Below are 15,997 nucleotides of genomic sequence, written 5' to 3' on the forward strand. Positions count from 1 at the left end.
ACACCCCCAAATGGGTGCCCCGGTCGATTTATCTCTAGAGAAAATACCACGCAGCAACGATCACTGCAAGTACATTTGGTGTATATTTGGAAAATACTTTCCAAAGTGCCCACGCTGAGGTATGCTGTTGGAGTCGTACGCAGCCGATGTAGTGTGGTCAGCATGGCACCTATTTCAACAACCTCGCGTCGATCTGGGTCCTCTGGACAGACCAGCAGCGGCGGGTTTGAAGCCGGCTCCGCGGCTGTGCTGTCTCGCCTCCAGTCAGCCTTGATGGGTCTAATCACTGCTCTCAACGAACCCGTTGGCAAAGCCGTGGATGTGGAGCGGGCACTCGGAATCGACAAGAGTCTGGCGTGGCAAATTTACCGAATCTCGACGGCCACCAATCCACTCGTGGAAGTCTCGAACGTGCCGGCTCGCTCGTCCATTCGGCGATTGATCCGTGCGGCCGAACGCAAGGGAATCTCGGTTGTCGTCACCGATCGCGTCATGCAGGCTTTCGATGAGTTCGAGCAGTTCACGCTCATGCACGCGGGCGATCGTGATTCCCTCGTCTCGATGGTCGGCGGCGTCGTGCCGGCGATTTCCGAAGCGATGGAGGAAAAGATCCGGGCCACGCTCTACAGACACAACTCTCACGTATGGGGCATCCGCGCGACACATCTGATTCGAACCGGAATCACCTTTGTCGATCCGACTCGACCAGACATGATCCGAGCGATCGGGATCGTGGCGTACGTCGGGCTGCAGAGACTGCGGCGAACGGCACCACTCACCATCGCCTCGAGCATCCTGTCCGAACAGGTTGCAAAGCAGGCGGGCGCGACTGAGTCGATTTCGGGAGCGTACGACGGCGCGAGCGGCATGCGACTGATGCGAGAATTCTGCTCGTCACCGCTCCCAACACTCACGCCACGCGATCAGGTCCAGGGTGGTGTGAAGACCGACGTGAACTTTCCCATGGTCGCGAAAGCCGACGCGATCTCGCTGTATCTGTCCAGGCTCGTCCCCGAACATTCTGCCCAGCCTCAGCCGCCTCACGGGATCAACTCGATTGTGCACACGCCTACAGAGCACATGGTCTGTGAGTTGCTCGTGCCGCACGGCTGGGTCGATTCGGGCAAGGCCAGAGTGAAAATCTACGGACACCGCCAAAGTCCCGACTCGGTCCGTGAGTGCCGGCCCGAAGATGTCCTGCCGCAGCAGGAATCGGTGGTCTACATGGGTGCTTCAACGTGCGTGCCGGAGTTGCCGGGTGTCCCGCGCCATGCTGAGGCCGTGCGCTCGGCGATGGATGAGCTGGGCTTGCATGCCATGTTCGACGTGTTCCGTTGCATCGTGAAGTACCCTGTGTTGCACACGCTTGTGGACCTGCGCGTGGACGAAGTTGACTAGGCACCGTCCCGTGTCTCGACATCACCGTGTCAATGCTCGTAGTCCGTTGCTACCCCACTATTGCCGGGCCGGTTGCGAAAGCAGCCGGCCCTTTGGTTTAAGCGAGACGCCGTCGAGAGACCTCGGCGGCGTTTGGCGTTTGTGGCACACGTTGGCAAGGATACATCCGCCACCCGATGTCGTACGCGAATCTCTTGTCGAGATGTGGCTTAACCCATCGGCCGGTGGTATAAACCGATCGGGCAGATGTCGCCCATAGTCTCATGCGAGAACAGGCTCGATACTCCTGCAAACGCGTGAATCATCGCTCGACATGAACCGCGCGCGGTCATCAACCACGCCATCGCAGCCCACCTCAACCCCACCGCCGAACGCTCGTACTAGGTCATAGGACGTTCACCGTCGACTCGCCAGTCGAAATGAAGCGGCCCTGAGTGGCCCGAGGTTTAGACATGAAACGATCGTATTGCTCATCGGTGTTCACCAGTGCTGGATCAAATTATCACGCTTCGACCCACTCACGGGCGCTCCACCCGGTCCAATGCCCGAAGATCCACGACGACGGTTTGATGAGACATTCCTGCTCGACACGACTCGGCTACGACCCAGGCCCCGAGGGTCGGTTCAGCAGGACTCGACCCGCATACTAGAAGATATGTACCTGTAGTCCCGGCGACGCTGCGAATAATCCGTCCCGTCGCGATGCTCAGCATCCTTGATTGAACCTCAGCAAGAAGTACAGCAGGTCGTCGATGGTGACCCCGCCGTCAGGCGTGCCCGTCGCGGATCCGTCGTCCACGTCGGCGATAGGCGCGCCGAGATTGAACACGTTGAGGTAATACAGCAGATCATCAATCGTCACGCCACCGTCGGGTGTGCCCGTCGCGGTGCCATCATCGAGGTCAGCAACACACGACGTGCCGACACGAAGTCGCACCTGCCCGGCGGGATACTCCACGAGCCAGGCATGACCCGCATTGAGTGACGGGAGATTGACGGTGACGAACGTCCCATTCACGGACGATGCCGTGAGAATGGTGAACGTATCACCTGTCGTGGGCTGGTATCCATTCAAGAGTGAGACGTTGAGCGTCCCCGTGAGGACCGCCGAGCCGGTAATCTCGAGCGTGTCAAACGCCCCAGCCGATTCGATCTGGATGTCGAGCGCCCCGTTACCCACCTGGGTGTACGAGTTGAGCATGTGGAGCGTGGCCGTGCTATTGAAGTTGAAACCCTGAGGCGAGACATGCCCATCGTTGATCACCTGGCCCGCAACTCGGCCGTTGCCGACGAGGGTGCCAAGATTCCCAACGACCACCGTGCTGCTTCCCGTGTTAGAGCCTCCCGAGTCGACGAGATACAGCGCGCCCTCGCTGACGGTCGTCGAGCCGGAGTAGGTGTTGGTGGTGTTGAGGTAAAGCGTGCCGGTGCCGTCCTTGTTGAAGCCGGTTCCGTTGTTGATCTCGCCAACGTTCTTGAGCGTGCCGCTTCTGAAGACTGGGATGTCGATGGGATTCACTCCGCCGATAGTGTTGTTGTGCATATCGAGCGTGGCGCCGTCAAGGATGAACGTGCTCTGCCCCGAGCCGGCGTCGGTGATATGGCCGTGGATGTCGACGATGCCGCCGTTGAGATTGAGTGTACTGGCCGCTCCACCCTGGCTCATAAGGACGCCCGCAGGGCCAACGTCGAGCCGTGTGAGTCCGCCGACGATGGTGAGTGTGCTCGATGCCGTCGCGCCCTCGCCGAGGTGGAGCCCGAGGCAGGATAGCGAACCGCTGCCCGACAGGTTGACCACACCCTCGGCCGGTGTTCCGCCGCTGGCTTCGGACGTGCCCACCCGAAGGAGGCTCTGGTTGGTCCACGTGGAACCTGTCCCATTGACAGTGAGTGTCCCCGACGCGTTGACTCCTTCGCCGATGTACGTGTCGAGCGCTGTGACATCCGCGCCGGCGAGCACGTCCATCGTGCACACCGACGCCAGCCCGACTTTGAGGACCGTGGCGCTGGTGAGCGTCGAACCTTCGCCGGTGATCGTCGCGGAGGCGTCCTCCCCAACCCCGACATAGAACCCCGGGCTCGTGAGCGTGCCGCCCGCTTCCACGAGTAGTGTCGTCGCGTCGTTACTCGTGTTCCCTAACCAGAACTCATTGGTGTTCACCCAGCTCGAACCCGCGCCGCTCACCGTGATGCTCGACGGCGTGCCACTGCTGTTGCCATAGATGCGCGTGTCGGAGCCGGTCACCTGTGCGCCACCGGTCACGCGGAGCGACCTCACGCCGATCGCGCCGCCAATGATTGCGATCCCGTCATAAGTCATCGATGTGCCGGGTCCCGTGAGTATGAACTCGTGGTTCGCGCCGAGGATGGGCACAAATGCCGCGCTCGGCGCGATGGGGATGCTCCCCGTGTATGTGACATCCTGCAGCAACTCGATCCCGCCCCCCGGGTTATTGAGCGTGATATCCCGCGCGAGCGTCGGCGTGTTGATCTTGAGCCTCCCGCTCCCACCCACCACGATCGGTCCCGTCCCGGAGCCTAGCGAGGCGGGGTCGCCGATCTGGATCGCTCCGCCGTTGATCGCCCAATCACCTGCGTAGGAGTTCGCGCCGTCCAGCCGCACCGTGCCGGTGTTGACGCTGGTCGTCCATCCCGTGCCCTGCCGCACCGCGTCATTCCCGAAGATGAGCACGTCCGAACTCGTCGCCCCGCCGTTGAGTGTCATGTTCCCAAGGACGTTGGCGATCCCGCCGAAGGTGTGCGTGCCCGGGCCGCCGCGCAACGTGGACCCTTGGAAGACATTGACGCTCCCGGCGAACGTGCCGCTGCCGTTGTTGACCTCGAGCGTGGCGGCATTCGTCAGTGACGCCACGCCGGGGGTTCCCAGACCCGTCGCGTTCTGGAGTTTCAGGACGACCGCATTGATGGTCGTGGGCCCGGTTCGCGTGCTCGCCGAGTTGAGTTCGACGGTTCCGTTTCCCATGAACGTCATCGCGTTGGCATTGGCTCCGATCCCGTCGAAGAGGTCTAGCAGCGCGTTGTTCTGGAGCTCAATGGTCCCCCCGCTCGTGCCGGGCGTGATCGTCCGCTGCACGATGAACGTCGGATTCACCGAGCCGTCGAGTCGCAGTCGCCCGCCGTTGAGGGTGATGGGCGCGGTGTTGAATCCCAGTTGCGTGTTGCTGCGGATCGAGACGGTCGTGCTGGTCCCGCTGATGACCGTCCCGCCGGTGTACGAGTTCGAGGACGCTCCCAGGGTGACGGTCCCCCCGCCACTGAACGTGATCGGACCGGTCCCATTGATCACCGAGTTGATCGTCGGCGACCAACCTCCGAGCGAGATCGATCCGTTGCCCAATCGGATAGTCCCCCCCGAGAGCGTGTAACTGTTGAGGAACGTGAGCGACAACGCCACCTCGTTGGTAGTGAGGGTGATGACGCTTTGTCCGTCGGGGAATGTGTTCGGGAAGAGCGCAAAATCGGCGAGCGTGGGCTCGGTGTTGTCCATCCAATTCGTCGCGGTTGACCACTGTGCGTTCCCGGAACTGTTGTCCCAGTTGTCGGCGAGCGAGGTGGTCGCCACGAGGGTGGTGCCGCATGCAGCGAGAAGAACCCGGATGCGAGAGGTGGAATGGACCATGGAGTGCTCCTTTGTATGTCGAATCTGAGGTGTGGATGGCTGTCCGGGTGCTATCGCGAGCCCACAACAATGAAACTGAATACCTCATCGTTGGGTGTGGTTGTGAACGTGTTGTAATAGAGCCTCAGTTCGACAGAGTTCGCGCTCACGCCGTCCGTGAGGATCACCGTTGCCGCCTGAGTGCTCCCTTGCTCCGTGGTCGCTGTGACCGAGGGGATCCCGGTGAACGGCGTGTTGAACGTGATGAGATATCGCGCAGTCCCGGGACGCGACACAGTGAACCCACTCCCCGAGATGATCGATCCGTCAGCGTTGATGCGGCCACGCAGGAGACGCAGCGGCTCCTCCCCCGCGATCGGTCGATATTGCCCAAGCGTCCCATAACGCATCTCACCGCGCACCTCAAGTTTCGCCGTGGGTGCCGCCGTGCCGATCCCCACATTGCCGCCGTTCAGGTTGTTGAGCACAATGTCGCAGTTTGGACGCGCGGTGATGATCGAGAAGTCGGGATCACCCGCCGTGCCAAACCCCACCCACGCACGCTCAACATTCCCGGCGTCGCGATAACTCACATACCCCACCTGCGTGCCCCCGGCAGTTCCATTCGAATCGGTGTCCTGGAGCGCGATCGTGGGACCGGAATTCGCAATGGTCACAGAATGACCCGGCGTGCTCGTCCCGATGCCGACGCGTCCGTCATTGTCCACAACCAGCGCATTCGCGGGCGTGCCGTCGGGCGCCGAGAGCGAGAACGCCGTGTTCGCCGCTGCGGCTCTGGGCGCGGTCGTGATCGCCTGTCGAGGCGACAACGTCGTGTACCCGGTCGTGTCCGCGCAATCAAGCCCGGTATCGGCACGCACCTCGATCTCGATGAATCGCGCGGCCGTGCTCACAAACGCGCCACCAAAGTCGATCGTGACGCTGAACCGCCCCTCGATCACCGGGACATCATCCACACAGATCGTGCTCCCCACCTGCGCCCCGGCGGACATCGCATCAAAGAGTCTGAAGCGGACATCGTGGAGACCGTTCGCCAGTGCGCTCTCGCTCCGAAGTTCTCCCTGATACGTAAAGGCCGTGGACTGAGCCAGTGCCGCGTTGGTCAGAACAATCACAGCAAGCACAAAGGCGGCGAATCTCATGCCGATCTCCCATAAGGACGAGCACAACCAAGCCATGCCGCGCATCGCCCGCAACACCAAGCGGGAACGAGCCTGCCGAGCGCCAAAGAATCAACTGAGAATGCCTACCTTGACGGCGATTCGTCGCCCGAGCGCCGTTGTCGCCCCCGCTCCCGCGCTGAAACACTGTCCAGCACATACGCCCGACCCGATGTCTCGGCGTAGAAGAGCCCCGTCCCGTCTCTCGTGAACTGCACGGCACCGACGCCACCCGAACGAACCCTGATCGACAGAACCTGACGCCCGTTCGCCGCATCCCAGAACCGCACCGTGCCATCGGCCGAGCACGTCACGAGGCGAGTCCCATCGGGCGAGAACGCTCCATCAAGGACAGAATGTCCATGCCCGCGAAGCACAAGGAGTTCTCGTCCAGTCGACGCGTCCCACACGCGGGCCGTCGTGTCATTCGACGTGCTCAAGATCCGCGTCCCGTCGCCATTGAAGCGAACAGACAAGATCTGATACTCATGCGCGCGAAACCGAAGCAGCGACGCCCCCGTACGCGCGTCCCAGACGCACAACTCACCCTTACCGCCCCCCGTCGCGATCCGTCCTCCCACGGGGTCAAACGTACAGGACGTGATCGAGCCACCTTGTCCATCGAATCGTAACTCTTCCCTTCCAATATCTGCATCCCAAACCCGGGTCGTCCTGTCGTAGCCCGCGGTGACCACTCGTCGGCCGTCAGGACTGACCTCAACGCAGTTGACGATTCCCGAATGCCCCACGAGCGAGGGGCCTGGCAGATTGCCCGCCAGGATCCATGAGCGAACCACACCATCCTCAAACGCGGCGAACACTCGAGACCCATCGCGTGATATCACGCCACCGCCGGCATACTCAGGCGCAGGAGACAGCATGGTCTCGTGCCCATCGCCACGATCGATCACACGCACGCGGCCATCGCCAACCTCCAGGATCCGGTTCTCGTCCTCGCTCAGCCGAACAACCGTGGGATCAGGCCGTGCAGATGCAATGAGGCTCCGTGCAGAGTCCTGCCCGACCTCCCACATCCGCACGGTGCGATCCCCCCCGGTCATGACACGCTTGCCATCAGGCGAATACTCCGCAACAAACGGCGTCTCGCTATGCCCACGATAACACGACCGCTCCGTCCCCGTCGCCGCCTCCCACAACCGCGCCGTCGTGTCATACGAGTTCGTCAGGATCCACCGCCCATCAGGGCTGAACCGCACGCGCACGACCAGGTTCGTGTGCCCCTCCAACGAGAACACACGCTCACCCGTCGTTGCGTTCCACACCTGCGGCGACCCCTGGAAGGCACAACTCGCAACAAGCGTCCCATCGGGGCTGAACTCCGCATAGTTCACGCCCGTCTCATGCACATATCGCGCAACCTCGACGCCTGTCTCGACGTTCCACACTCGCGCCGTGCCGTCCACAGACGCCGACACCACCCGTGTCCCCTCCCGATTCCAGCGCACCCGCCGAACGTCCTTGTCGTGCCCACGAAACACAATCGGCTCGGCGTCGTGATCCAGATTCCACACCCGAACTAACCATTCATCAGACCCAGTCGCGAGACGACGCCCATCCGGCGAAACCGCCGCATCGAGAACCTTGCCCCCGTGCGGATAGACTCGCAACTCGCCACCGCTCCGCACGTCCCACACGCGAACCGTCGAGTCCTCCGACGCCGACACGATCCGACCGTCCCCCAGAAACGAGGCGAATCGCACCCGCGCGGTGTGACCCGTCAACACCGCCACCTCGCGTTGCGATATCCAATCCCACACATGGATCGGACCCGCGATCGTCGCACCAAGCACCAGCGATCCATCGTCGCTAAAGGCCACATCTCCGCGGATCGGCTCGGAAGACGCCAGCGTGATCAGCTCCGCCCCGCGTTCGCTATCAAACACACGTACCTTCCCATCGCCAGAAGCGGTCACGATCCGTGTGCCTTCGCGGTTGTACACCGCGCGAGAGACCGGACTCGTGGGGTGCGGCATCACCATCACACTGGTATCACCAGCCGCGTTCAAATACCGCCACTCCCACCCGCGACGTTCGGTCACGCACGCGTCGAGTCGTGCCCGGAGCCGAGCCGCGTCGTTCGACTCCAGCGCACCCGACGCCGCCTCGATGTTCGCGATGTAGGCCTCGTACTCCGCCTCACGCTTCCCACGCAGAGCCATCGCCTCCGCCGCCTCGGCCCGCTCCGTCTGCTCCACCGCGCTCGCTCGTTCCCGACCGGCCTCGACGAGCGCAAGGCTCGTCCCGACGACGCCCAGCACAAGCGCCACCACCACCGCACCCCCACCGACGACCAAGGCCCGATTCCGTCTCGCAAACTTCCGGACCCGATATACGAGCGATGGCGGGGCCGCCTCGACCGCCTGCCCCGAGAGATGCCGTTGCACGTCCTCCGAGAGCCGCCAACGCCGTCTGATACCGACGCGACCGATCTTTCTCGAGCGCCTTCATCACGATCCAATCGAGATCACCTGAAACACCAGACGCCAATCGCAGCCGCGGCTCGTTGTGCCGGGTCGATGCGATGCTCGCATACCGCGCCCGTGACAGGCGAGTGGATGGCGCCAGTGGCTCCACCTCGCGGATCATTCGCCGCATCTCGTCGTACGCCGCAGACCGCAGCGTCGTCGCATCGATCGGGGTCACACCCGTCAGCAACTCATACAACAACGTGCCCAGACTGTACACGTCCGAACGCGTGTCAATATCAGGTGCACCCCCGGCCTGCTCGGGCGACATGTACTCGGGTGTCCCGATGAGTTGATGGAACTCCGTAAAGAGCGTGCGATCCGTCAGACGCGAACGCGTCGCCTTCGCAATGCCGAAATCGATCACCTTGGCATGCGGCCGGCCATCTCGCGTCGAAACAAGCACGTTCCCGGGCTTGATGTCGCGATGCACCACACCCTTGGAGTGCGCATGCTGGATCGCGTGACACACCTGCACAAACAGATCCAACCGCTCCCGAAGCGGTAGGTCATTCTGATCCGCATACGACGTGATCGGCTCTCCGCGAACCAGTTCCATCACAAAGTACGGCCGCCCAGTCTCGGTAGCACCCGCATCAAACACCTGTGCAATATGCGAATGGTCCATGAGCGCCAACGCCTGACGCTCCGACTCAAACCGGGCCACCACGGCCTTCGTGTCCATCCCCAGGCGGATGATCTTGAGCGCAACACGTCGCCGAACAGGATGCTCCTGCTCGGCCATATAGACCGTCCCGAACCCGCCATGCCCGATCTCTTCCAGGATCTTGTACGCCCCCAGCCGAGTCCCCGGTCCTTCCCCGGGAACAACAACCTCACTCGCTATCGATTCACCCGTCGGCGCACCCAGAAACCCCGGACGCCGAGCCCTCGCCGCCAGCAACGACTCCACCTCGCGTCGCAAAACCGCATCCCCCGCACACGAGCGATCCAGAAACGCCGCGAGCCCCTCCGCCGAAACCTCGATCGCCTCGGCGAAGACCTCACGGACCTTGGTGCGTACCGGTGCGCTCATGCCTCTCCATCAATAGCCCGGGCAAGCCACGCCCGTGCATACGCCCACTGCCGATCCACCTGCCGCGATGACACACCCAAAGCCCGCGCCGTGTGATCCACCGTCAGCCCCGCAAAGAGGCGCAGCCGGACCACCGCCGCCACCTCGGGCTCCTCCCGCTCCAAGCGTGAGAACGCCTCGTCGAGCGCCAGGATTTCTACAGGATCCGCAAAGTCCGCGAGATCAACCAGCGACATCGGCACGCGGCTCCGGTCGCCACCCCGCTTTGCCGCCGATCGTGCTCGCGCATGATCGATCAGGATCCGCCTCATCGCCTCCGCGGCCGCCGCAAAAAAATGCGCTCGATTCGCCCAAGGCACCTCGCGCTCCCCCACCAACTTCAGGTACGCCTCGTGCACCAGCGCCGTAGCCTGCAGCGTGTGCTCCCCCCGTTCCATTGCCAGGGCCGCCTGCGCCGTCGCCCGAAGATGCGCATACACCGACGGCACCAGCCGCTCCAAACGCTCCTTGTCCGAAAGCGACTCGTTGAGCATCAGCGTGAGCGCGGGAGTGTCGTCCGAAACCGCCATAGACACATGATATTGTCACCGGCATAACCCACGTGAAGGGCGCCGATCAGTCCGAACCTAGGCCCCACGAAGGTCGTCGATCGGAAACGCCGGGTTCGCAATCGGTCGAAGCGCCAACGCAAGCAGCGCCCGCTCAAAGTCGTCGCCGGCGATCCGGTTGGTGCGAAGCGTGCCGCACCCCGTACAGCGGTGAACGATCGCCCACTCGCCGTGCGGGCGGACCTCGATCGCGATCGGTTCCATCGGCGCCTTGCACGCGGCCTTGCGGTCGCCGGTGCTCTCGTCCACATGACGCGACCAGAGGCATCGCGGACAGTGGTTGCGATGCTTGGTGCCGAAGGTGGCCTCGGGCGAAGTGAACTTGCAGGTGGTGCACGTGAATGCGTTGTTGTGGGAACGCGTGTGGTGTGACATGGGTATGGATGCGTCGAACACCCGCGGCAGTGACGCCGCAGGGCATGGAGAATCGATGAGAGGCGATGGAGTCTCCAATGGGAGTACATCGCACGGCGTGGATTGTGATGGAAGAAGACTCGAGCGATCCAAGCAGGCGTTGCACACACCCGCAGTCGAACGCATGCAGACCACGTTCGAGCGCCGGGCGTCAACGGACCGGGCGAAAGCAACAGGAATCAAGCCTGCCGAGGATCGCGTGATGGTTAGGCAATGGCGGCCATCAGCCCGCAGTTTAGGACGCGCACGCAGACCCGACCAGTGTGGCTCGAGGGTCCAGGGTCGGCCTGCGCGCTAGAGTCGGTCGATGCACATGCGCCATTCCGATGTCGAACACGGGCCGGCCGATATTCCGGTCACGTTCATCCTTGAGGACCCGCTCGGCCTGACCGGGAAGGACCAGCGCGAGTGGAAGGTCATGGCCGCCAAAGGCGAGCACCTCCTCGAGGTCGCGATGGACCACGGGATCAACATCGAGCACGCGTGCGGCGGGGTCTGCGCCTGCTCGACCTGCCATATCTACATCGAGTCGGGGGGAAAGTGCCTGAGCGAATCGACCGAGGCCGAGGAGGACCGCGTCGAGGAAGCGCCGGGCCTGCAGCGCAACAGCCGCCTGGCCTGCCAGTGCACCATCGAGCGCCAGCCGGTCGAGCCGATCGTGGTCCGCGTCCCCGCGTGGAATCGCAACGCGGTCAAGGAAGTCCCGCACTGAATCACGGTCGTCTCCCTTCCGTCACACATCAAGAAAAACAACACGCACCAGCGAGGGCCGGTGCGTGCGTGTGATGTCGTATGTTGAAGGAGATTCAGAAGATCTGCATGCCCGGCTCGTCGTTCTGCCCGCCGCGTCCGCCGCGAGGCAGTTTTTCCTTCTGCGCGGGCGTCAGAACCTTCTCGATGCGGTCCTGATACTGGGTATCGAGATCGCGCTTGGCCTGACGCGCCTCGCTCATCGCCTTCTGCTCGGCCGACTGCTCGCCGTCCGCGTTGCCGCCGCCGCCCCGCCGCCCGAACGGCATGTTCCCGATGTTGAACGCCATCTCGTTGGCCTCCTCGGCCTTCGCAAGTCGATCATTCATCGGCGCGACCGCCTTGGCGTACGCCTCCTTGATCTCCGCAAGTTGGGTCTTCTGATCCGCGGTCAGATCCGAGAGTTTCTCCGCGCCATCGAGCATGCGGCCCACCGACGACGTGCGATACACCCGCGGGAAACTCGCCTTCTTGAAGGCCGTGTCAAAGGCCTCCTTGGACGCGTCGGGAAGAACAGCCTTCACCTTGTCGGCATACCGGCGCTGGAGGTCGCGGACGCGGACGCTCGCGGCACGACCCTTCTCGATCTCCGCCTGGGCCGCCTCGGCGTTGCCATCGCGGAACATCTCGCCGACCTTCGAGGCAACCTCGTCATACACTTTGTTCCGCGCCGTGAGTTCACGGTCGAGTTCGGTCTCGTACTGGTCCAGCACCGCCACGGTCGGAGACTTCTCCGCCTCCACGAGATTGAGATCATCCACGATCTCGAAGAGGTCAACGTTCTCGCCGCTCAGCCTCCCGCGAGGGAGCGAGGCGTCGCGATTGCGGGCCTTCTCGATCTTGGGCCACAACGCCGCCTGTGGCTCGGTCAGAATCAACTGAACATCGCCGAAGAACGCCTTCTCGGCCTCGTCGGTCTGCTTGCGGGCGGCCTCCATGGTCTCGCGGAACTTCGCGAACCCGGAGCCGTCGCCTCCCCCACCACCCTCACGCATCTCGTCCCGCATCTCACGCATCTTCTCGCGAGACTCTTCCTGGATGGACTCGACGCGCCCGCGGTAGCCGTCGAAGAGCGTGTCCACGGCACTCTTCTGATCGTCGGTGAGCGCGAGAATCTCGGCGTATCGGTCGATGTTCCGGGGCGTGATGGTGGCGCGCTGCATGCCGCCCGGACCACCCATCATGCGACCACCACCAGAAACACCCATCCCCTGCCCCCCGCCGCGACGACCGCCGCGTTGCCCGGGCTGCGCCTGATCACCATTCCCGTTGCCGTTGCCGCGGGGCTGACGTGCACCGGGCTGACGGGCAGGCGCCTCCTCCTGGGCAAAGGCGACGGGAACATGGGCGGAAAAAGCCAGTGCAAAAGAGGCCGAGACCGTGAGAATCGTGCGATTGAGGCGAGATGACATTCGAGGTTGCTCCTAAGCCGGGTGAATCTTCAAAGACCGGCGAGACAGTTCGCGTGCGGCATCCGTACGCCGCGCCAGAGTCAGACCCAATGTGGAACGCTGGATTCTTCGCCGGATTGCCCCACGCCGTTGGAGATTCAAGATCAGTTCAGCCGCCCTGGACCCGAACGCGAGACGAACTGCCCATGCCCAGGCGTTCCAACGTGCTTCCCATTCTCATAGACCACAGTCCCACGGACCATGGTGAGCGACGAGAATCCATGGAGCGTCATGCCCTGATACGGCGACCAGTCGGCCTTGGAATAGAGCGATTTCGGGTCCACCGTCAGCGAAGCCGCCGGGTCGATGATCGCAAGGTCGGCATCGAACCCCGGCGCAATGGTCCCCTTGCGGTCGCCCAGCCCCATGACGCGTGCAGGGTTCGTGCAGCAAAGTTGAACGAGACGATTCATCGTGATCCGCCCGGCCTGCACACCAAAGGTGTACACAATCGGCACCATGGTGTCGAGCCCAGGAAGGCCCATCGGGATCTTCGTGAAATCGCCGTTCCACATCGCCTTCTGCTCACGTGTGAACGAGCAGGTGTCGGTCGAGACGACACAAACCTCGCCATCGCCGAGCCCCCGCCAGAGCCGATCGATGTCGCCCGCCTTCTTCACCTGCGGGCAGCAGGCATAAAGGTGCCCATCGGAACGCTCGAACACGGAGTCGTCGAGAACAAGGTACTGAGCACACGTCTCGGCCAAAACGGGCACGCCCCGCGCTCGCGCAGCCTTGACAAGGTCCGTTCCCTCGCCCGTCGACATGTGCACGATGTACAACGCGCCCCGCGTGTGTTCAGCGAACCGGATCGCCCGCTCGATCGCCTCAGCCTCAACGACATTGGGCCGCGTGATCGCGTGCAGCCGCGCCCCCAAAGCCTTCATCTTCTCGGGCGTGTGGTGACGCCCGATGAACAAATCAAGAATCCGTGGCGATTCCGCATGAAGCAGCAGCATCGCCCGAGGCTCATCCTCGCGGTTGCTCAGCGAACGCACCTTCTCGAGCGTGGCATACAGCATCGCATCGTCGCTGTTCCACCCCTCGCTCTCATAGATCATGAACTCCTTGAACGTCGGAAGGCCCATCTCAACGAGTTCGGGGATCTCCTCGATGTGCCCGCGGTCCGTGAGCGCCATGTGCCATGAGAAATCAACAAGCGACTTCCCGCGAGCCTTCGCCATCCACGTCTCGTGGGCGTCCTTGAGCGACTCCCCCTTGGAGGGAATCGCAAAATCGATCACCGTCGTGATCCCGGAATGAACCGCGGCCCTGGATCCATGCTCAAAGTCGTCGCAGGAAACCGTCCCACAGAACGGCAGCGCAAGATGCACGTGGACATCGATCGCGCCAGGAATGACGTGCTTCCCCGAAGCATCGATCACGCGTGCACCCGGCGAACTCAACGATCCAGGAGCCGCGATCGCGGCAATCAGGCCCTTCTCAACCCCGACATCCGCGACAAACGACGACTCCGCCGTGTGAACCGTCCCCCCGGAGATAATCGTGTCAAATCTCACGTCTCGCGTTCTCCCGTGAATGTCGCGAACTGCTATGCCGTGCCGTCAATCGCGTGGCGTCTCACCCGCGCCGATCTCACCAAGATCGACGACAGTCCCATCGGGGAAGTAACAGTCGGCATTGAGACGAGCCCCATCAGGCCCCAGGCTCGTGAAGACCACGCACGCCCGCGCAAAGGTCCGTGCATACTCGAGGTCCCCCTCGCTTGGCCCTGCATACTCATCGCTCGCCGCCGACTGAACATGAAAGTGATAGTGCGCCAGCGCCAACGCCCCGGCCCTGAGCATGTCCGTCGACGCTACGAATCGACGATCCCCCAGCCGCTCCGCCGGCCGAGGCGTGAACGACATCACACGGGCTGGCTCTCCCCGATCCGCGGCAAACATCAGCCCGCCATACTCAGTCGTCCGATCGCCACGATCGAGTTCAACCTGCCTGAAAAGATCCTCACGCAACATCGGGTCATCAAGCGTGAGGTCGATCGCAAGCAGCAGCAACAGGTCGGCGCGAGACAGACGCCCCCGGGCCGTCGCCCAATCCTCAGGCGTGATCTGCTCGCCCGGCGATGTCTGACGCCTGTGACCCATCCGACGCTTCAGCCGCACATCGAGCAAAATCGCCAGTCGCTGCGACGACAACGACAGCCACGACTCATTGATCGACGAGAGAGCCTCAATCGCGGGCACATGCCGAAGTTCAAGGTGCCCGCCATCAATGTCGCGGAGCCCATGACGATCGACCTGCTCACGCAGACGCTCGAGGGTCCCGCCAGGCTCCCGCATCGCGCCCAGTTGAGTCGCCCAGAGAAAATCGGTCGATGTATATGGGAATATCCCGGTCTGCTCATGGAACAAGGCAATCAACGCGAGCGACGACGCGCCACCCTCACCAAGCAGCGCCGCGGCCCGCTCCATCGACGGATCAAGCCGAACAAGCAACCCCCAGCACTCGGCCTGCACCGCGGGTTCCGACAACCCGCCACCCACGCCATCCGCACCCAGCACCACCGACCACGGATCCACAACCGCTAACTCGGCAAGATCCACCAGCGACCGCTCCGGATGCAGCCTCGAGAGCGCGACCGCCTCCGACCTCGTCGCGTCCTCCACTCCACGCAGCGGACGAGCAAGACTGCGAAGCAGCGGCACGGTGCACTCGGTCCACCCACCCTCCCCAGCCGCCATCGACATCGCCACGACCATCTCGCGCCGCGGCTCCGTGGGAAGGTTCGCCGCAACCTGCGCCCGCAACTCGCCACGCTCTCGAACGTCGCCCGACGCCAGAACCTGATTGAACGCGCGCACACGCCGATCCGTCGCGATCCGGGGCTCCCACAACGGACTCGGCTCGTCCGTGCTCGCCGTCACCATCCGAGGCGGAGCAATCCCGGGCGACCGGGCCGTCCCCTTCGCATTCGTCTCGGCTTGAGCAAGCGAGCGGTCACTCCCGCCAGACGAGCAGGCGGCAAGCAGAAGCGACACGATGGTGAGCGGGAGGAGTCCTTTCCGCGCCAGATGGAGATGCGTCATGCGC

Annotated in this window: 10 protein-coding genes; 2 read left to right on the top strand and 8 right to left on the bottom strand. The window is 63.1% G+C overall.

Annotation, left to right across the window (positions count from 1 at the left end):
- Positions 1 to 396: 396 nt before the first annotated feature.
- On the top strand, positions 397 to 1,398 hold the full coding sequence (locus IPK69_00285) for a hypothetical protein (GenBank protein ID QQS09107.1): 1,002 nt from the start codon (positions 397 to 399) through the stop codon (positions 1,396 to 1,398).
- 706 nt (positions 1,399 to 2,104) lie between these two features.
- Here IPK69_00285 and IPK69_00290 read toward each other — a convergent pair.
- The 5 genes from IPK69_00290 to IPK69_00310 form a co-directional block, all read right to left on the bottom strand.
- Positions 2,105 to 5,038 carry an autotransporter-associated beta strand repeat-containing protein gene (locus IPK69_00290; protein QQS09108.1) on the bottom strand — a complete coding sequence of 978 codons (2,934 nt, stop codon included), beginning with the start codon at positions 5,036 to 5,038 and terminating at the stop codon, positions 2,105 to 2,107.
- 50 nt (positions 5,039 to 5,088) lie between these two features.
- Positions 5,089 to 6,180, bottom strand: coding sequence for a hypothetical protein (locus IPK69_00295; protein QQS09109.1), 1,092 nt, complete (start codon positions 6,178 to 6,180; stop codon positions 5,089 to 5,091).
- 104 nt (positions 6,181 to 6,284) lie between these two features.
- Positions 6,285 to 8,513 (bottom strand): PQQ-binding-like beta-propeller repeat protein, encoded by a 2,229-nt coding sequence (locus IPK69_00300; protein ID QQS09110.1) that lies wholly within the window; start codon positions 8,511 to 8,513, stop codon positions 6,285 to 6,287.
- Between the two features lie 1,203 nt (positions 8,514 to 9,716).
- Positions 9,717 to 10,289, bottom strand: a complete 573-nt coding sequence (locus tag IPK69_00305) for an RNA polymerase subunit sigma (GenBank protein ID QQS09111.1) — start codon at positions 10,287 to 10,289, stop codon at positions 9,717 to 9,719.
- 57 nt (positions 10,290 to 10,346) lie between these two features.
- A complete protein-coding gene (locus IPK69_00310; protein ID QQS09112.1) occupies positions 10,347 to 10,703 on the bottom strand; it encodes an RNHCP domain-containing protein in 357 nt (118 codons plus the stop codon).
- A 352-nt stretch (positions 10,704 to 11,055) separates the two neighbouring features.
- Between IPK69_00310 and IPK69_00315 the strand changes: the two genes are divergently transcribed.
- Positions 11,056 to 11,454 (top strand): 2Fe-2S iron-sulfur cluster binding domain-containing protein, encoded by a 399-nt coding sequence (locus IPK69_00315; GenBank protein QQS09113.1) that lies wholly within the window; start codon positions 11,056 to 11,058, stop codon positions 11,452 to 11,454.
- A 94-nt stretch (positions 11,455 to 11,548) separates the two neighbouring features.
- Here IPK69_00315 and IPK69_00320 read toward each other — a convergent pair whose 3' ends face one another.
- From IPK69_00320 to IPK69_00330, 3 genes are all read right to left on the bottom strand, one after another.
- A complete protein-coding gene (locus IPK69_00320) occupies positions 11,549 to 12,904 on the bottom strand; it encodes a Spy/CpxP family protein refolding chaperone (GenBank protein QQS09114.1) in 1,356 nt (451 codons plus the stop codon).
- A gap of 143 nt (positions 12,905 to 13,047) precedes the next feature.
- Positions 13,048 to 14,463: a dihydropyrimidinase gene (gene hydA / locus IPK69_00325; GenBank protein ID QQS09115.1), complete on the bottom strand. Its 1,416-nt coding sequence runs from the start codon at positions 14,461 to 14,463 to the stop codon at positions 13,048 to 13,050.
- A gap of 45 nt (positions 14,464 to 14,508) precedes the next feature.
- On the bottom strand, positions 14,509 to 15,993 hold the full coding sequence (locus IPK69_00330) for a hypothetical protein (GenBank protein ID QQS09116.1): 1,485 nt from the start codon (positions 15,991 to 15,993) through the stop codon (positions 14,509 to 14,511).
- Between the last annotated feature and the right edge of the window lie 4 nt (positions 15,994 to 15,997).

The sequence above is a fragment of the Phycisphaerales bacterium genome (assembly GCA_016699835.1).
Classification (GTDB): domain Bacteria; phylum Planctomycetota; class Phycisphaerae; order Phycisphaerales; family UBA1924.